Consider the following 18,664-nt stretch of genomic DNA (forward strand, 5'->3'; position numbering starts at 1 on the left):
AAAGGGAGCCAGGCACCGCCACAAAACGTGCATAAAAAACGGCTCGCAGCCGAAAGTGTGTTTCGGGCGAACCGCTTTGATGTATCAGCATTATTTTACAGGCTTTTTTACGGGCTTTTTCTGGTTGCTGATTTGGTAGCACAGGGTCAACAGACTGTCATTTAGGTGCACGTTTTCAACTACAGCATCCGGATACTTCATGGAAATGTCATAGTGGCTGAAATTCCAGTAATTGCGAATGCCAAGCGCGTATAGGCGTTCAACGGTTTCCTTCATGGCCGAGCGCGGAATGCACAGAATAGCCATTTCCGGCAGATGTTTCTGATAAAACTCATCAAAAAGCTGCGTATCCAGTACTTCAATACCATTGATTACGCTGCCAATTTTTGCGGGGTCGTTGTCAAAAATTCCGGTCAAATGAAACCCGAGTTCTTCAAAATCCATGTGTGCTGCAATGGCGTGGCCGATGTTTCCGGCACCGAAAATAACGGTGCGGTAGCGGTGCTCAATTCCCAGAATGATTCCAATTTCCTGCGCCAGCTGATGTACCATATAGCCGTAGCCCTGCTGCCCAAAACCGCCGAAGCAGTTTAGGTCCTGCCGAATTTGGGAGGCGGTCAGTCCCAGCCGAGCTGAAAGTTCTGTTGAGGAAATACGGGTTACGCCGTCGCGGTCCAGCTGATTTAAAAAGCGGTAGTAGCGTGGCAGCCGCCGAATGACGGACATGGAAATTTTAGAGCGTTTTGGCATGTTGCATTCACCTTCTTTCTGCAGGCAGCGGCCTGTTGCCCCAAATGATTTATTGCATAAAACAGAATGCATAAAAAGAATTTTGCAGGTGCTTTACAGCATTGGCTGCAGGCGGGTGTTGACTGCCTGTAAAAACTCTTCTGTACCCACTTTTTCTTTGTGACGCAGGGTAGACAGCAGGTACATGTCGCCGGTCATCACGCCGTCTTCAATGGTCTGGATAGAGGCCTTTTCCAGCTTTTCTGCAAAAGAGATAAGGTCGGGCAGGCAATCTATTTCGCCGCGCTTTTTCAGCGCGCCGGTCCAAGCAAACAGAGTGGCAATGCTGTTGGTACTGGTCGGCTCGCCCTTCAGGTATTTGTAGTAATGCCGCTGCACAGTGCCGTGTGCGGCCTCGTACTCATACACACCAGTGGGGGAAACCAGCACACTGGTCATCATGGCAAGGCTGCCGAAAGCTGTGGCAACCATGTCGCTCATCACGTCGCCATCGTAGTTTTTGCAGGCCCAGATAAAGCCGCCGTTGCTGCGGATTACGCGCGCGACCGCGTCATCAATCAGGGTGTAGAAATAGGTAATGCCAAGTGCGTCAAACTTTTCCTTGTATTCTTTATCAAAGATTTCCTGGAAAATATCTTTGAAGCGGTGGTCATAAATTTTAGAAATAGTGTCTTTCGAGGCAAACCAAAGGTCCTGCTTGGTTGCCAGGGCGTAGTTAAAGCAGGCGTGCGCGAAAGAGGCAATGGAAGCATCCAAGTTGTGCATACCCTGCACTACGCCGGCACCGTCAAAGTCGTGAATGGTCTTGCGGGTCTCTTTGCCGTCTTTGTCGGTGACTACCAGCTCTGCTTTTGCGCCGGCCGGTACAGTCAGCTCTACATTCCGGTACAAATCCCCGTACGCATGGCGGGCAATGGTGATCGGCTTTTTCCAGTTTGGCAGAAAAGGCGTCACGCCCTTTACCAGAATCGGTGCACGGAAAACCGTTCCATCCAAAATTGCGCGGATGGTGCCGTTGGGGCTTTTCCACATCTGGTGCAGGCCATATTCCTCTACGCGGGCTGCATTTGGTGTGATAGTGGCGCATTTTACACCAACACCGTACTTCTTAGTGGCCTCGGCGGCCTCTATCGTTACGTGGTCCTGCGTTTCATCGCGATGCTTAAGGCCCAAGTCGTAGTATTCGGTCTTTAAGTCGATGTAAGGGGTCAGCAGGATATCTTTAATCATTTTCCAAATGATGCGGGTCATTTCGTCGCCGTCCATTTCAACGAGCGGCGTCTTCATTTGAATCTTTTCCATGAGTACCTCCTAAATATACAATTCGTTTTGTCGCAGTTTCAAGTAAAAACCGAATAGCGCAGAAATCCTAGCACGAGCAGATGCGCCGGATAAAAAACATAGAAAAACCATTTGTGAAAAGCTGGGTGTTTTTCGCCGCCGCGTTTGCCGCTGTAGCGGGAAAGCGGCAGCAGTGCCAGTAAGACGCTCAGCTGCATTACAAAATACAGAAGCATGTGTACGCCGGCGGAGCTGCGTGCTGCAAGGGAAACGGCTGTAAACAGGGCAGCCGCCGAAAAATAGAGTGCCTGCCTGCGAAAGTTACCGTGCCATTTCCAGAAAATCAGGGTAAATAGAACACTGTAAACCGGCCAGTCGCCCACTGTGGTTGCCAGCATGCAGCCGGCAGCAGCCAGCACCTTGAGCGGCAGGTTTGGCAGCCTGTCGCAGGCAAGCACCGCCAGCAGTGAAAAGAACAGCGACCAAATCATACCGGGCTTCAGCGCAACAGTACCCGGACCCATCTCAAAGTAGGTAAAACAGGGCCATGAAAGCAGAGCAAATACGCCCAGCCGCAGCAGGTAGCGGCGGATGTCGTGCGTATGCAGATAACCCTCGGCCAAAAAGAAGCACATACACGGCGCGGTGATGCGACCCAAGGCATGCATGACAAAGCCAAGCGGGGAAAAGGTGGGGACAAACGCCCACGCAATGTGGTCGGCCAGCATACACACAATGGCAAAATATTTGACTGCACAGGCAGAGATACCGCCCACAGAGCCGCGGCGGGGCGGGGCAGTACGACTGTTATCCATAAATCTTATTTCTGATGCTTTGCTTTGGTGTAGTTCAGCAGGCCGCCAGCTAAAATCATCTTCTGCTGACGTGCGGTCAGCGGAGCTTCCGCTTTAAATGTAAAGCCTTTGGTTTTATCCGAAACAGTTACGATCAGGCCGTTTTCCAGTTCCGTACGAATATCCGGCAGAGAGAGCTCGTCCATCTGGTCGATGCGGTCATAGTCCTTTTCGTCGCGGAACACCAGCGGAACGATGCCAGCGTTGACCAGATTTGCACAGTGAATGCGGGCAAAGCTTTTTACTAGTACCGCCTTAATGCCTAGATACAGCGGCACCAATGCCGCGTGCTCACGGGAAGAACCCTGTCCGTAGTTCTGCCCGCCTACAATGATGCCTTTTTTGTATTTGCGTGCCCGTTCCGGGAACTCCGGGTCACAGACCGTAAAACAGAAATTGGAAAGGTAGGGGATGTTGCTGCGGTAAGGCAGAATCTTTGCGCCGGCCGGCATAATATGGTCGGTTGTAATATTGTCACCGACTTTTAACAGCGCTTTGGCGTCTACAGAAGCTTCCAGTGGGACAGTTGACGGGAAAGGCTTGATGTTTGGTCCGCGCAGAATTTTTACATTCTTTGCGTCTTCCGGGGAGGCAGGCGCAATGACCATGTTATCGTTGATTAAGAAAGTCTTTGGCATAGCAATCGCGTTTTCTTCGCCCATGGTGCGCGGGTCGGTCAGTACGCCGGCTAGTGCGCTTGCCGCGGCGGTTTCCGGGCTGACAAGGTAGATCTGCCCGTCCTTTGTACCGGAGCGTCCCTCAAAGTTGCGGTTAAACGTGCGCAGAGAGATGCCGGCACTGTTGGGGGACTGCCCCATGCCGATGCACGGCCCGCAGGCACATTCCAGTACGCGCGCGCCTGCGCCGATAATGTCGCCCAATGCACCGTTCTTAGCCAGCATATTGTAAACCTGCTTGCTGCCAGGGGCAACGGCAAGGCTCACATTGTCGGCAACGGTTTTGCCCTTAAAGATAGAGGCAACACGCATCATGTCCAGGTAAGAGGAATTGGTGCAGGAGCCGATGCAGACCTGGTCAATCTTCATGCCGGCCAGTTCGCGTACAGTGCGCACTTTGTCCGGGCTGTGCGGGCAGGCGGCCATTGGCTCCAAAGAGGAAAGGTCAATGGTGATTTCTTCATCGTATACCGCATCCGGGTCAGAGGCGAGCGGCTTCCAGTCCGCTTCGCGGCCCTGTGCAGCCAAAAATTCCCGTGTAACCTCGTCGCTCGGGAAGATACTGGTTGTCGCGCCAAGCTCGGCACCCATGTTGGTAATAGTTGCGCGTTCCGGCACAGTCAGAGTAGCGACGCCTTCGCCGGCGTACTCCACAATTTTGCCCACGCCGCCTTTTACGGTGAGTACCTGCAACACTTTTAAGATGACGTCTTTCGCGCTGACCCAGGCGGGCAGCTTTCCGGTCAGATTAACGCGCAGCATTTTCGGCATATTGATATGATAGGCGCCGCCGCCCATTGCCACGGCCACATCCAGTCCGCCGGCACCGATAGCCAGCATGCCAATGCCGCCGCCGGTTGGGGTGTGGCTGTCAGAGCCAATAAGCGTTTTGCCGGGAATACCAAAACGCTCCAGGTGCACCTGGTGGCAGATACCGTTGCCCGGGCGTGAAAACCAGATGCCGTGCTTTTTGGCGATACTCTGAATAAAGCGGTGGTCATCGGCATTTTCAAAGCCGGTCTGCAGGGTGTTGTGGTCAATGTAGGCCACACTTTTTTCTGTTTTTACGCGGTCAATTCCCATTGCTTCAAACTCCAGATAAGCCATGGTACCGGTGGCATCCTGGGTGAGTGTCTGGTCAATTTTCAGGCCGATATCACTGCCGACAGTCATACTGCCGGAAACGAGATGTTCTTTGATAATTTTCTGCGCAATCGTCAGGCCCATAGAAAGATCCCCCTTTGTGTTTCACGCACAGCCCCGGTGTCAAAAGCGCCCGGGAGCCGCTGACGCGGCCAAAGCATTTTTACGGAATGTGTATTTCTATACAATTATTAAGTATAAAATCACCTCTTATTATCCACAAAAAAGGCCGCTTTGTCAATCCATTCACAAAGCGGAAACGCCCCCAAAGCAAAAATTTCCCCGCAGCCCGCCGCTAAAAAAGAGAAAAACCGAAAAAGCGGCAAAGCAGCTTCTTTTGTACTTGACATCTTCTACAGCTGTGTTATAATAACTTAGTCAAAACAAAGCGGGGCAGTTCTGCCCACACCTAAGCGGTGCCGTCCGCCTTGGGTCAATATCTCGATCCGAACCTTTTGGGGATTGTTGTGTTGCGCGCGGGCGGAAGTTTCTGCCTGCGCGTTATTTGTTTTTATGAAAACAGACTGTCTTTTTGTGGAGGTGCTTAACAATTAGCAACAGGGAACTGCAGATCAATGACGATATCCGCGACCGCGAGGTCCGCGTTGTCGACGCAGAGGGCAACCAGATGGGCATTATGCCGGCTGCCGAGGCACGCAGGCTTGCTTATTCCAGGGACCTGGATTTAGTCAAAATAGCGCCGCAGGCAAAACCGCCTGTGTGCAAGCTGATTGACTATGGCAAATATCGTTTTGAGCAGGCAAAGCGGGAAAAAGAGTCCCGTAAAAATCAGCATATTGTCGAAATTAAAGAAGTGCGCCTGTCTTTAAATATTGACACGCATGATTTCGACACTAAGGTAAACCACGCCATCCGCTTTCTGAAAGAGGGCAATAAGGTTAAGGCCTCCATTCGCTTCCGCGGCCGTGAAATGGGCCACCCTGAGCAGGGCTATACCATTATGAAAAAATTTGCCGAGACTTTGACAGAATATGCCAGCGTAGAAAAGCCTGCTAAGCTGGAGGGGCGCAATATGCTGATGTTCCTTGCCGCAAAACCGGCCGCCGCAAAGACTGCAAAGGCCCCAAGCGGCAAGCCGCAGAAAGCAGCTGACTAACAGGGAAAAACCCCAGAAAATCAAGGAGGATCCTTTATTATGCCTAAGATCAAAACGCATTCCGGCGCAAAGAAGCGCTTCAAACTCTCTAAAAGCGGAAAAGTTATCCGCTCTCATGCAAACATGGGCCATTTCCTCAACGGCCATGACAAGGGCGCAAAATTTAAGCGCAATATGCGCGGCACCTGTGTTGCAGACAAAGCCAACACCGCTACTGTAAAGCGCTTGATTCCTTACAAATAAGCTTTCTTGTTTGTAAAGCAAGCTGTATTTCATTTGTGTTTTTGAGTATTCCCGTGTAATATGGAGGTTATATAAAATGGCAAGAGTTAAGGGCGCACTCGCTACGCGTAAAAGAAGAAAGAAAGTACTGAAACTGGCCAAGGGCTACTGGGGCAGCAAGAGCCGCCACTTTAAGATGGCCAAACAGGCCGTTATGAAGTCCGGCAACTACGCTTTTGCAGGACGCCGTGCCCGCAAGCGTGACTTCCGCCGCCTGTGGATCACCCGTATTTCCGCAGCCTGCCGTGCGGATGGCATGTCTTATTCCGCTTTCATGAATGGCTTGAAAAAAGCCGGCATTACCCTGAACCGCAAGATGCTTTCTGAAGTTGCTATCAGCGATGATGCAGCATTCAAGGGCCTTGTCGAGCAGGCTAAAGCAGCTTTATAATTTCGCTTTTTCTGCGTCCGGGATTCTTCCGGACGCATATTTTTTATTTTGCCGCAGGAGGAGGAGCTTCATGGAACATATCACCAGCCGAAGGAACGAAACCGTGCGCGCCGCGGCCGGGCTGCGCAGCGCTTCTGCGCGGCATGAGCAGCAGTCTTTTTTGTGTGAGGGCGCTCGCCTGTGCGCAGACGCCGCGTCGAGCGGTCTGCTGATAAAATCTCTGTTTTACACCGAAAAGGCTGCGCAGAAATACCCGCAGTACCTTGCAGCCGTAAAGGCTTGCCTGCAGGGGGAAGCATACCTGGTGGAGCCCTCTGTCGCGGCGCTCTTGGCCGACACCAAAAGCAGCCAGGAGATTTTCTGTACCTGTGCTTTTCCGGCGGATGCTTGTGTTTCGCAGGCAGCATTTCTGCAGTGGCCGGCCGCCGGTGCCTGCCTCGCTTTAGAGCAGCTGCAGGACCCTGCCAATCTGGGTACAGTGCTGCGTACAGCAGAGGCACTGGGCGTTGGTTGTGTCCTGCTGTGCGGTCCCTGCTGTGATCCGTTTTCGCCCAAAGCCCTGCGCGGCGGCATGGGTGCCGCATTCCGCTTGCCGCTTGTTCGTGTGCCGTCCTTTGTACAGGCTGCCCCAGCTTTTGCAAAGGCAGGCTGGCAGACCATGGCGGCTGTGCCGGACCACACAGCAGAGCCGATTACCCGGGCCAATTTTTCCCGGCCGACCATCATGGCGGTTGGCAACGAGGGAAACGGCCTGCTGCCGGAGACTGCCTCGTCCTGCGCACACCGGGTGACGATCCCCATGCTTGGCCGGGCAGAGTCGCTCAATGCTTCCGCGAGCGCTGCCATTCTGATGTGGGAAATGATGCGCAGCAGGGGGCAGAGTAATGGATGACCGCGTCTGGTGGGTTTGGCTGCAGCACGGCCTCGGCCCTGGCGCTTCCAAACAGCGCCGCATTTTTGAGACCTACCGTTCTATAGAGGACTTTTACCGTGCCGGTACAGAAAGCTGGCAGCTCGACGGCTATTTTACTCAAAGGGAGCTGCTGCGCCTGCAGTCTTTTCCAATTGAAAAAGCGCAGGCACAGCTGGAGTATACCCTGAAACTCGGCCAGCGGATCATTACCCCGGAAATGGGCGCTTACCCGCAGTGCCTGCGGGAAATCCGCAATTATCCCTGTGTGCTGTACGTCAAAGGCACTCTGCCGCCGGTTGACTTTTTGCTGTCGATTGCTATGGTCGGCACCCGCAAAGCTACCCGCAGTGGATGCACCGCTGCGCACACCATGGCTTATACGCTTGCAAAAGCCGGTGCGGTTATTATCAGCGGCGGTGCACTAGGTATAGATACCCAGTCCCACCGCGGCGCGGTGGAGGCCGGCGGACGCAGCATCTGCGTACTTGGCTGCGGAATTGATTCGGATTATCTTTTGAGCAATGCCTCTCTTCGGCAGGCCGTCGCCGTAGACGGTGCCCTGGTTTCCGAGTATCCGCCGGGCACCCCGGCGATGTCCTCCAATTTTCCGATTCGCAACCGTATTATTTCCGGTCTTTGCGACGCAACTGTTGTTGTGGAGGCCGCCGGAAAAAGCGGTTCGCTTATCACCGCCGGCTATGCGGTGGACCAGGGCCGCGATGTCTTTGCAGTGCCGGGCAGTGTACAGAACCCCAAAGCAAAGGGAACTAACGAGCTTATCCGTGACGGCTGCGCGCCTGCAACCAGTGCATTGGATATTCTGCGCTGCTATGTAGATAAATACCGCGTGATTCTGCCCGATGATCCTGGTGTCAATGTGACTGTCAACGAAGAAATGAATGAAACGCCAGAGCCAAAAACGCACAAATCCCTGCCGCCGGAGACTTCCACAGCTGCGGGGTGTCTGTATCAGGCACTGACTTCTGCCCCGGCGCCCATTGATGAACTTTGCAGTAAGACGGGCTTAGAGCCTGCACGGGTGCTTGCCGCTGCAACCGAGCTGGAGCTTGGCGGCTTTGCCAAAGCCTGCGCCGGGCAGTGCTATGTCCTTATATAAGATATAAGGTAAAAGTACTATATATATAAAATTCAGGTAAAATAAGTTTATTAATAATTGGAATTTATTTTATTAAATTCAAAAAAATTCAAATAAAATGCGGCTGACCGGTAATGAAAACATTGCATTTTTACAGCACTTTGGTTACAATTAGGTTTTAGACCGGCGAAAAGCAAGAATCACAGCCGCCCTGAATCTGTCAATTCCGTGAAAGAGGTGTTCCTATGTCGAAATTAGTAATTGTGGAATCGCCTGCAAAAGCGAAGACCATTCAAAAATATTTGGGAAAAGAGTATACGGTAGTTGCCTCCATGGGGCATGTGCGCGACCTGCCTCAAAACCGCCTGAGCGTAAAGGTCAGCGACAACTTTAAACCGCAGTACGCGATTATTAAAGGAAAGGAAAAGCTGGTAGATGAGCTGAAAGCAAAAGCCGAAAAAAGCGATGGCGTTCTGCTGGCAACGGACCCCGACCGCGAAGGAGAGGCCATTTCATGGCATCTTGCATATATTCTCGGCCTGGATGTTAAGGATACTAACCGGGTTACATTTAACGAAATCACCAAGACCGGCATACACAACGGCATGACCCACCCGCGCACTATTGATATGGACCTTGTCAATGCCCAGCAGGCCCGCCGGATTCTGGACCGCCTGGTCGGTTACAAGCTCAGCCCGTTCCTTTCCCAAAAGATTCGCCGCGGTCTTTCCGGCGGCCGTGTGCAGAGCGTCGCGGTGCGCATTATTGTTGATCGCGAAGAAGAAATCAAAGCCTTTAAGCCGGAAGAGTACTGGACAATCGACGGAAAATTCGCCCCGGCAAAGGGTACTTCCCGCCGCCAGTTTTCCGCTAGCCTTTATGGCACAGCCGATGGTAAGCTGAAAATTGAAAACAAAGAGCAGGCAGACGGCATTCTTGCTGAGCTGCAGGACGCCGACTATGTTGTAACCAGCGTAAAAAAAGGCACCCGCCGCAAAAGCCCTGCGCCGCCGTTTATCACTTCTACTTTGCAGCAGGAGGCCAGCCGCCGGCTCGGCTTTACGGCACGCCGCACCATGCAGGCTGCACAGGAGCTTTACGAGGGCGTTGAAATTGAGGACATGGGCGCTGTGGGTCTTATTACCTACATGCGTACCGATTCTCTGCGCCTGAGTGAAGACGCGGTCGCCGCGGCAGCTGAATACATCAAGGGGCGCTGGGGTGACAAATACCTGCCGGATACGCCCCGCCACTATAAGGCGCGCGCCAATGCACAGGACGGCCACGAAGCTATCCGTCCGACAAACCCGAGCCTTGACCCGGAGAAAATTAAAAGCAGCCTTTCCAATGACCAGTACAAGCTTTATAAACTGATTTGGGAGCGCTTCCTTGCCTGCCAGATGAGCAACTGCCTGCAGGCCACTACGCGTGCGGAAATCACCGCCGGCGGCAAGTACATTTTTAAAGCAAGCGGCTATACGGTCACATTTGATGGCTTTACAGTTCTATACGAAGAAAAGACAGAGGACCCGGAAAAAGAAACCGCCGGTGTTCTGCCGCCTCTGGAAAAAGACATGCCCCTGCGCTGCAAGGCAGTTGCCGGCAACCAGCATTTCACACAGCCGCCGGCGCGCTATACCGAGGCAAGTCTTATCAAGGCACTTGAGGAAAACGGCATCGGCCGCCCAAGCACATACGCCACGACGATCAGCACCATTCTCAACCGCGAGTATGTTGTGCGTGAGGGCAAGGCACTGAAACCCACCGAACTAGGCGAAGTAGTGACCAAGCTGATGAAAGAGCGCTTTCCAAAGGTCGTAAACGTCAAATTTACGGCGCAGGTAGAAAATGAGCTTGATGAGGTGCAGAGCGGCAAAGTCGAGTGGGTGCAGGCAGTTCACGATTTCTATGATGACTTTGCAGAAACGCTGAAAAAAGCCAAAGAAGAGATGAAAGATGTCAAGATTCATCTAAAAGAAGATGAAACGGATATCATCTGTGAAAAATGCGGCCGCCGCATGGTGATTAAGACCGGCCGGTATGGCAAATTCATCGCCTGCCCGGGCTATCCCGAGTGCAAAAATATTAAAAAGTACGTGGAGAAAAACGGCGCCAAGTGTCCTAAATGTGGCGGTGACGTTGTTATTAAGCACACCAAAAAAGGACGCATTTTTTATGGCTGCGAAAATTACCCCAAGTGCGACTTTGTTTCGTGGAACGAGCCGACCAAGCACCTGTGCCCCAAGTGCGGCAAAACGCTGCTGCGCAAAAAGGGGAAAACCCCGCGCTATTACTGCGTGACCCCCGACTGCGGCTATGAGCATCTCGGAGACGACTTTGACGAAACGGAAAAGCCCAAAGAAAAAGAAGAAAACAAATAAGGAACAGGTGTTTCCATGGGTATTACTGTAATCGGCGCGGGCCTTGCCGGCTGTGAGGCTGCCTGGCAGATTGCGCAGGGCGGCGGGGAAGTACAGCTTTGCGAAATGAAGCCGCAGAAGTACACACCAGCCCACAAAAGCCCGAATTTTGCAGAGCTGATTTGCTCCAATTCCTTAAAAGCAGAGCGCACAGACAGCGCCGCGGGCCTTTTAAAAGAAGAGATGCGGCGTATGGGTTCGCTTTTGGTTCCTTGTGCGCTCAAGACCCGCGTGCCTGCCGGCGGTGCACTGGCAGTGGACCGCGTGCGCTTTTCAGAACTGGTGACCGAGAAAATCCGCAGCAATCCGCGCATTCACTGCGTGGAAAAAGAATGTCTGCAGATTCCCGAAAGCGGGATTGCTGTTATCGCTACAGGCCCGCTTACCAGTGAGGCGCTTGCCGCGGAGATTAACCGCCTGTGCGGCGGCTGCCTGCGCTTTTACGATGCAGCTGCCCCTATTGTAACGGCGGAAAGCCTTGACCGCAGCCGCATCTTTGCTGCCTCCCGCTACAATAAAGGCAGCGGGGAAGATTACCTCAACTGTCCGATGAATAAAGAGGAGTACGAGCATTTTTACGAAGAATTGCTTCACGCTGAGCGCGCACCGCTGCACGGCTGTGATGTGCGGGACCCCAAAGTTTACGAGGGCTGTATGCCGGTGGAGGTTATGGCCCAGCGCGGGCCGGATACCATCCGCTTTGGTCCGCTGAAACCGGTGGGCCTGCGTGACCCCGCTACCGGCCACCGCCCGTGGGCCGTGGTGCAGCTGCGCCGCGAAGACGCTGCAGGCACTCTTTACAATCTGGTCGGTTTTCAGACCAACCTAAAGTTCGGCGAGCAGAAGCGTGTGTTTGGCCTGATTCCTGGTCTTGCCCATGCCCAGTTTGTGCGTTATGGTGTTATGCACCGAAACACCTTTTTAAATGCACCGCAGGTTTTAAACAGCGCGTATCAGCTCAAAAAGGAACCGCGCCTGTTTTTTGCCGGCCAGATGACTGGCGTCGAGGGTTATATGGAGTCCGCTTCCTCTGGCCTTTTGGCGGGCAGAAATGCTCTGCGGCTGGAGCAGAGCCTGCCGCTGCTGACCCCACCCGAAACCACAATGACGGGTGCACTTGCCCGCTGGGTGCAAAACGGCGGCCAGGGGGATTACCAGCCCATGGGTGCCAATTTCGGGATTATGCCGCCGGTTTTGCCGCATATCCGCGACAAGCGAGAGCGCTACGCGGCAATTTCCGCACGGGCACTTCAGGACCTTGCAGGTTTCCAAAAAGAGAATAACTGGTGCGCAGCAGACGCGGACCAGCTGAGTGAATGATAGATATTGAGGAGGCAGCAATTCAATATGAAAGTTATTGTAGATGCTTTTGGCGGCGATAACGCCCCACTCGAAATTTTAAAGGGCTGTGCACAGGCTGTGCACAGCCTGGGGCTGGAAATCATTCTTACCGGCCGCAAAGAAACCATCGACCATGTCGCGCGTGAAAATGCAATTTCTATGGATCACATGGAAATTGTGGACTGCCCGGACGTGATGAGTATGAACGACGCCGGCACGGACATCCTGCGCGCCGGTAAAAATTCCTCTATGGCCGTTGGACTCAAGCTGCTGGCAAAAGGGGAAGGCGATGCCTTTTTGACAGCCGGAAACAGCGGTGCTGTTACCGTGGGCGCAACTTTTTTGGTCAAGCGTATCAAGGGCATCAAGCGCATTGCGTTTGCGCCGGTCATGCCCTGTAAAAAGGGCTTCTTTATGCTCATTGACGGCGGCGCCAATGTCGACTGCAAGCCCGAAATGCTCAAGCAGTTCGGCGTAATGGGCTCTATTTATATGCAGAAAGTCATGCACGTCAGCAACCCGCGTGTCAGCCTGCTTAATGTCGGCACAGAAGAGCACAAGGGCGGCGACCTGCAGCACGGCGCCTATGCACTGCTCAAGGACAGCCCACTCAATTTTGTCGGCAATACCGAGGCGCGCGATGTGCCGGATGGTATCACGGACGTTTTGGTGGCAGACGGCTTTTCCGGCAATGTCTTCCTCAAATCGTTCGAGGGTACCGCAATGATGATTATGAGTATGTTTAAGGGTGTCCTTACAAAAAGCGTAAAGAATAAGCTTGCCGCAGCCATGGTTTTGGGCGACCTCAAAGGCCTGAAAAAGACTATGGACTACAACGAATACGGCGGTGCGCCGCTTTTGGGTTGTACAAAGCCAGTCTTTAAAGCGCACGGCAGCGCAGAGGCAAAGACTTTTTACAACGCCCTGCGCCTTACAAAATCTTATGTTGAGGGCAATGTTACAGAAGAAATTGCAAAGAGCGTAGCAGCCTATAAAGACGAAGAAGATACCGAAGCGTCCGAAACGGAGGCGGCGGAATGAAGGACCTTTCCGGATTAGAAGAAAAACTGGGATACACCTTCAAAAACAAACTTCTGCTGCTCAATGCTCTTACACATTCTTCCTTTGCAAATGAGACCCACGCACCCGGCGGCAGCAATGAACGCCTGGAATTTTTGGGCGACAGCATTTTGGGCTTTGTGGTGGCAGATTATCTGTACCGCAATTTTCCAGAGTGGCCTGAGGGGCACCTGACCAAGACCCGCGCCGCCCTGGTGTGCGAGCAAGCTTGCTGCGACTTTTCCAAAGAGATGGAGGTCGGCAAATACCTGCGTCTGAGTCATGGCGAGCAAAACAACGGCGGGCGTACCCGCACCTCTCTGCTTGCAGATGCGTTTGAGTCAATTACAGCCGCCATCTATCTGGACGGCGGCTTTGAGCAGGCGCGCACGTTTATTCTGCGTTTTACGCTGCCGGTGCTCAAGACTCTGCGCAGCAAAGCACCGTTCCACGATTATAAGACCAAGCTGCAGGAAATCATTCAGCACAACCCCGGCGAAAAGCTTTCTTATATTCTCACGGGTGAGAGCGGGCCGGACCATGACAAACACTTTACAGTGGAAGTACACTTAAACAGCAATGTCATCGGTAAAGGCGGCGGCCATACGAAAAAAGACGCCGAGCAGCAAGCTGCCCGTGAAGCACTGGAACTGATGGGATATTGAGACACGCAAATGTAGCGGTCTTTGTGCCGCATGTGGGCTGCCCGCACCGGTGCAGCTTTTGTGACCAGCGGCTGATTACCGGCGAAACCAGCCTGCCCGGCCCGCAGGAGGTGCGTGCTGCAGCAGAAACTGCGCTCGCTTCTCTCGGTCCCGCGGCGGCAAAGGCTGAAATTGCCTTTTTCGGCGGCAGCTTTACCGCGGTCGATGACGCCTACCGCAGAAGCCTTTTAGAGGCGGCTTATCCGTATGTCAAAAGCGGGCGCTTTGCCGGTATTCGGCTCTCTACACGGCCGGATGCCATTGATGATGATATTTTAGAGGAACTTTCCGCTTACGGCGTTACCACGATTGAGCTTGGCGCGCAGAGTATGGACAACGCGGTACTTCAAAAGAACGGCCGCGGCCACACAGCGGAGCAGGTGGAGTCAGCCACCCGGCTGATTGCTGCCCGCGGCTTTCATTTGGGCCTGCAGATGATGACTGGCCTGCCCGGTGATACGCCTGCAGGTGCCAGGCACACTGCCCGCTGCTTTGCGGCGCTTGGCGCTGAGGAAGTCCGTATTTACCCGACGATTGTTTTGCCGCATACGCAGATTGCCGCATGGTATCAGGCGGGCAGCTATGTGCCGCAGACTTTGGAGGAAGCCGTTTCGCTTTGTGCAGAGCTTCTTACCTTTTTCGAGCAGCGCGGCATCCGCGTGATTCGCTTGGGTCTGCACGCTTCCCCGCAGCTAGAGCATGAGCGGCTCGGGGGGCCGTGGCATCCCGCTTTCCGGGAGCTATGCGAAAGCCGCCGCTGGCTTGTGCGAATGCAGCAGCAGCTTTTTAACAAACCTTTTGGCCATTACACATTCACAGTACCGGCAAGGTATCTTTCCCAGGCAAAGGGGCAGAAAAAGGGTAATCTTTCGGTGCTTTCGGCGCAGGGCTATGCGGTCACTGTGGTGCCGGGGGAAGCTTTCCGCCTGGTATAAGTGCAGCAAAGGAGTTTTATAGAAATGCTTGTCCGTTCCCTTGAGATCCAGGGATTCAAGACATTCCCGGATAAAACGGTTTTACAATTTCATAACGGCATTACTGCGGTAGTCGGCCCAAATGGAAGCGGCAAAAGCAATATCAGCGACGCTATGCGCTGGGTCTTGGGTGAGCAGAACGTTCGCACCCTGCGTTGTACTAAAATGGAGGACGTTATTTTCAACGGCACCCCGCAGCGCAAAGCCCAGGGCTATGCCGAGGTGACACTCAATATCGACAACAGCGACCGCAGCCTGCCCTTTGACAAAGACGAGGTCGCCGTGACCCGCCGCTATTACCGCAGCGGAGAGAGCGAGTACCTGCTCAATAAGATTTCTGTACGGCTTAAGGACATAAACGAATTATTTATGGACACTGGCCTTGGCCGCGACGGCTACTCAATTATCGGGCAGGGTAAAATTGACGCAATCGTTTCCGCAAAAAGCGAAGACCGGCGCGAGATCTTTGAGGAAGCAGCCGGCATTTCGCGTTACCGTTACCGCAAAGAGGAAAGCGAGCGCCGCCTTGCCGCCGCCGAGGAAAATCTGGTGCGTTTAAACGATATTCTTTCTGAACTCAAAGACCGCGTCGGCCCGCTGAAAGATCAGAGCGAAAAAGCACAGAAATTCCTTTCTTACGCTGCGGAGCAGAAAAATCTGCAGATAGCGCTTTGGCTGCGCCAGATGGAGCAGGCAGCAAAGCTGCTGCATACCCATGATGATAAGATCACGCTTGCGCGCACTCAGCAGGAAGCAGCCGAAAAAGAGCTGGAGGAGCTGGACCGCGCGGCGGAGCAGAATTTTAAAGACATCACCGGCTGTGCCGCGCAGATTGATCGCGTGCACCAGGAGAGCAGCAGAAAAGAAGAAGCTGCCGCTCAAAAAGACGGCCAAGCCAATGTGCTTGACAACGATGTGCAGCACGGGCAGGCTGCTGTTAAGCGCCTGACCGAAACACTGACTTCTTCTGCGGCTGACCGCGGCCGTATGCGGGAAGAAGCAGTGCAGAAAGAGCAGCAGGCCGCTGCTCATACACAAAAAGAGCAGGAGTATCTGCATTCGATAGACGAATACAACCAGAAATTAGAGGACTTGCGTGCGCAGGTCAGTGCTTCCTCTGAGCAGGCAGGAAATCTTGCCCGGCAGCTGTCGCAGCTTTCTTCTCAGGCAACGGAAAGCCGGGTGGCCGAAATGACCGCCGCTTCCGCAATTACTGAAATTGGTATGCGCGTTTCCCAGGCAGATGAGAATATCCGCGGCAAAGAGGACCTGCTCAAGAATTTACAGAAATCCAAAGAAGACAGCGCAGCCATGCTGTCAGAAATGGAGACACGCCTTGCGTCCTTAAAAAATACCGGGCAGGGCTATGGCATGCGCCTGCAGGAGCACCGCAAAAAAGCAGAGGACCAGAAAAAAGAAGCAGACCGCTTGCTGCTGGATGCGAAAGAAAGCTTTCGGCGGGTCTCTTTGCTGGAGTCACTAGAGCGCAACTTAGAGGGCTTTCATAAAAGTGTAAAAGTCGTTATGCAGGAAGCCGAGCGCGGCAGGATTTCCGGTGTCTGCGGTCCGGTTTCGCGGCTTATCACCGTGCCAGAAGCATATACAGTCGCCTTAGAGACCGCCCTGGGTGCTTCTATGCAGTACGTTGTCGTACATACAGAGCAGGACGCAAAAAATGCGATTCAGCTTTTAAAGCACCGCGATGCCGGCCGAGCAACTTTTCTGCCGCTCAATACCATTCATGGCCGCACTTTGCAGGAGCCGGGCCTGCAAAGTTGCCCCGGTTTTGTCGGCATCGCCAGCGAACTGTGCAGCAGCGAAGAGACCTACCGGGAGGTGCGGGAAAACCTTTTGGGCCGCATTGCGGTTGCAAAGGACCTTGACGCCGCCGTGAAGATTGCGCGCCGGTTCCATTACCGTTTTCGTATTGTTACCCTGGACGGCCAAGTCGTCAACATGGGCGGGTCGCTTACCGGCGGGTCGCTTGCACGCAATTCTGGTCTGCTCAGCCGCCGCAGCGAAATCGAGCGCATTTGCCAAAAAGCGAAAGAGCAAAAAACCGAGTCAGAAAAAGCTTCTGGTGTCTTAAAAGCCTGTCTGCAGGAAATTTCCAAAGACGAGGCAGCGCTTGCCGCTGCCCGCGGCGAGTACGCTTCTGCACAGGAAGATTATATCCGCATGAAAGCGGACCGCGAGCAGCTTTTAAAAGACCTTGCCGGCGTTACAGCTGATGTGCATACGCTGCATGAGGAGCAAAACAGCTCCGCGCAGCGTATGGCGCACCAAAAACAGCTGCAGGAAACAGCGCAGGCAGAGGGCAAAAAAATCGCCGCACAGATTGCGCAGATGCAGAAAGAAGAAGCTGCCCTGACCGGCAGCCGCAGCGAACTTGACCAAAAGGGACAGAGCTGTACCGCTCGCATTCAGCAGCTGCGTCTGCAGCTGCTTTCTGTGCAGAAGGACCGCGAGGGCCTGCAGAATGCTCTGCAGGAGCTGCAGACTCGTCTGCAGCAGAGTGATACCCGGGCGGATTCTGTAAAAGCGGAGCTTACAGCGGAAAAGCGGCAGATTGTCACCTTGAAAACTCAGGCGGCCGCCGCCCGCAAAGAGGCGGAAGACCTGCGCCGTGAAGCTGCAGAAGCTGGCACGGAGATTGAAAAAATCAATCAACACCGCATGCAGCTAGAGCAGCAGAGCACCCAGATGCGGCAAAAGCAAAAAGAAAAAAGCAGCGAAAAAGAAACTGTCGGGCACGACCTTGCCCGCTTGGAAGAGCGCAAGGCAAATCTGCAAAAACAGTATGACGGCATGTCTGCTAAACTTTGGGAAGAGTATGAGCTGACCCGCCGTGAGGCCGAAAAGCAGACAGCGCCTTTGCCAGAGGACGAAATGTCGCGGGCACAGCGCCGCTTAAATGAGCTGCGCGGCCTTATCCGCGCTTTAGGCAGTGTAAATGTTTCTGCGATCGAAGAGTATAAAGAAGTCAGCCAGCGCTACAACTTCTTGTCGGTACAGATAGAAGACGTGGAAAAGAGCCGTGACGAGCTGCACCGCCTGATTCACGAGCTGACAAACCAGATGCAGGAGCAGTTCGCTACCCGCTTTTCGCAGATTAACCACAATTTTACCGAAACTTTCCGCGAGCTTTTTGGCGGCGGCACCGCTGGTTTGGAGCTGACCGACCCGGAAAATGTACTGTCTTCTGGTATTGAAATCACTGTACAGCCGCCCGGGAAAATTGTTTCTCACCTAGAGAGTCTCTCCGGCGGCGAAAAGGCGCTGGTTGCCATTGCACTGTACTTTGCCATTATGAAAGTATCCCCGCCGCCGTTTTGTATGCTGGACGAAATTGAGGCCGCCCTGGACGACGTGAACGTCACGCGCTTTGCGGCTTATCTGCGGCGTATGTCGCGTAATACGCAGTTTATCGTCATTACACACCGCCGCGGCAGTATGGAGGAAGCCGATGTCCTTTACGGCGTAACTATGCAGGACGAGGGAATCAGCAAGGTGCTGGTCCTGCACCCGGATGAAATTGAAAAATTAAACGCAAAATAAAGAATGCGGCCCGGCACATGCCCGGCCGCATTTGCATCTCTGCCGGTATTTATGGTATGATAAAATTGATAGAATAATTTTTTGCGAAAGAGTATATACAGAAG

General features: G+C 53.5%; 15 protein-coding genes. 11 read left to right on the forward strand and 4 right to left on the reverse strand.

The features are described 5' to 3' along the window. Positions 1-90: 90 nt before the first annotated feature. From LKE53_03365 to LKE53_03380, 4 genes are all read right to left on the reverse strand, one after another. Positions 91-750 (reverse strand): redox-sensing transcriptional repressor Rex, encoded by a 660-nt coding sequence (locus tag LKE53_03365; GenBank protein MCH3971800.1) that lies wholly within the window; start codon positions 748-750, stop codon positions 91-93. A gap of 93 nt (positions 751-843) precedes the next feature. Further along, positions 844-2,052 (reverse strand): NADP-dependent isocitrate dehydrogenase, encoded by a 1,209-nt coding sequence (locus LKE53_03370; GenBank protein ID MCH3971801.1) that lies wholly within the window; start codon positions 2,050-2,052, stop codon positions 844-846. 38 nt (positions 2,053-2,090) lie between these two features. Next, the gene (locus LKE53_03375; GenBank protein MCH3971802.1) at positions 2,091-2,846 is read right to left on the reverse strand and encodes a conjugal transfer protein TraX; all 756 of its coding nucleotides are present in this window, start codon (positions 2,844-2,846) and stop codon (positions 2,091-2,093) included. Between the two features lie 5 nt (positions 2,847-2,851). Then, complete coding sequence (locus tag LKE53_03380) at positions 2,852-4,789, reverse strand: aconitate hydratase (protein MCH3971803.1); 1,938 nt, start codon at positions 4,787-4,789, stop codon at positions 2,852-2,854. 448 nt (positions 4,790-5,237) lie between these two features. Between LKE53_03380 and infC the strand changes: the two genes are divergently transcribed. The 11 genes from infC (at position 5,238) to smc (ending at position 18,560) form a co-directional block, all read left to right on the forward strand. Beyond that, on the forward strand, positions 5,238-5,822 hold the full coding sequence (gene infC / locus LKE53_03385; protein ID MCH3971804.1) for a translation initiation factor IF-3: 585 nt from the start codon (positions 5,238-5,240) through the stop codon (positions 5,820-5,822). A gap of 39 nt (positions 5,823-5,861) precedes the next feature. Next, positions 5,862-6,065 (forward strand): 50S ribosomal protein L35, encoded by a 204-nt coding sequence (gene rpmI / locus LKE53_03390; protein MCH3971805.1) that lies wholly within the window; start codon positions 5,862-5,864, stop codon positions 6,063-6,065. Between the two features lie 76 nt (positions 6,066-6,141). Further along, complete coding sequence (rplT, locus tag LKE53_03395) at positions 6,142-6,495, forward strand: 50S ribosomal protein L20 (protein ID MCH3971806.1); 354 nt, start codon at positions 6,142-6,144, stop codon at positions 6,493-6,495. A 70-nt stretch (positions 6,496-6,565) separates the two neighbouring features. Next, positions 6,566-7,387: an RNA methyltransferase gene (locus LKE53_03400; GenBank protein MCH3971807.1), complete on the forward strand. Its 822-nt coding sequence runs from the start codon at positions 6,566-6,568 to the stop codon at positions 7,385-7,387. After that, the gene (gene dprA / locus LKE53_03405; GenBank protein ID MCH3971808.1) at positions 7,380-8,525 is read left to right on the forward strand and encodes a DNA-processing protein DprA; all 1,146 of its coding nucleotides are present in this window, start codon (positions 7,380-7,382) and stop codon (positions 8,523-8,525) included. The genes LKE53_03400 and dprA overlap by 8 nt, the downstream gene beginning before the upstream one ends. A 224-nt stretch (positions 8,526-8,749) precedes the next feature. Next, on the forward strand, positions 8,750-10,885 hold the full coding sequence (topA, locus tag LKE53_03410; GenBank protein MCH3971809.1) for a type I DNA topoisomerase: 2,136 nt from the start codon (positions 8,750-8,752) through the stop codon (positions 10,883-10,885). A gap of 15 nt (positions 10,886-10,900) precedes the next feature. Beyond that, positions 10,901-12,244, forward strand: coding sequence for a methylenetetrahydrofolate--tRNA-(uracil(54)-C(5))-methyltransferase (FADH(2)-oxidizing) TrmFO (trmFO, locus tag LKE53_03415; protein MCH3971810.1), 1,344 nt, complete (start codon positions 10,901-10,903; stop codon positions 12,242-12,244). Positions 12,245-12,271: 27 nt separating this feature from the next. Further along, a complete protein-coding gene (gene plsX / locus LKE53_03420) occupies positions 12,272-13,306 on the forward strand; it encodes a phosphate acyltransferase PlsX (protein ID MCH3971811.1) in 1,035 nt (344 codons plus the stop codon). Further along, entirely contained in the window at positions 13,303-13,989 is a 687-nt protein-coding gene (gene rnc, locus LKE53_03425; protein MCH3971812.1) for a ribonuclease III, read from the forward strand. The genes plsX and rnc overlap by 4 nt, the downstream gene beginning before the upstream one ends. Further along, complete coding sequence (locus LKE53_03430) at positions 13,986-14,963, forward strand: radical SAM protein (protein ID MCH3971813.1); 978 nt, start codon at positions 13,986-13,988, stop codon at positions 14,961-14,963. Before rnc ends, LKE53_03430 begins: the two co-directional genes overlap by 4 nt. A 24-nt stretch (positions 14,964-14,987) precedes the next feature. Continuing rightward, positions 14,988-18,560 carry a chromosome segregation protein SMC gene (gene smc, locus LKE53_03435; GenBank protein ID MCH3971814.1) on the forward strand — a complete coding sequence of 1,191 codons (3,573 nt, stop codon included), beginning with the start codon at positions 14,988-14,990 and terminating at the stop codon, positions 18,558-18,560. Positions 18,561-18,664: the final 104 nt, after the last annotated feature.

This window comes from Oscillospiraceae bacterium, from assembly GCA_022483045.1.
Lineage (GTDB): Bacteria > Bacillota > Clostridia > Oscillospirales > Acutalibacteraceae > Caproicibacterium.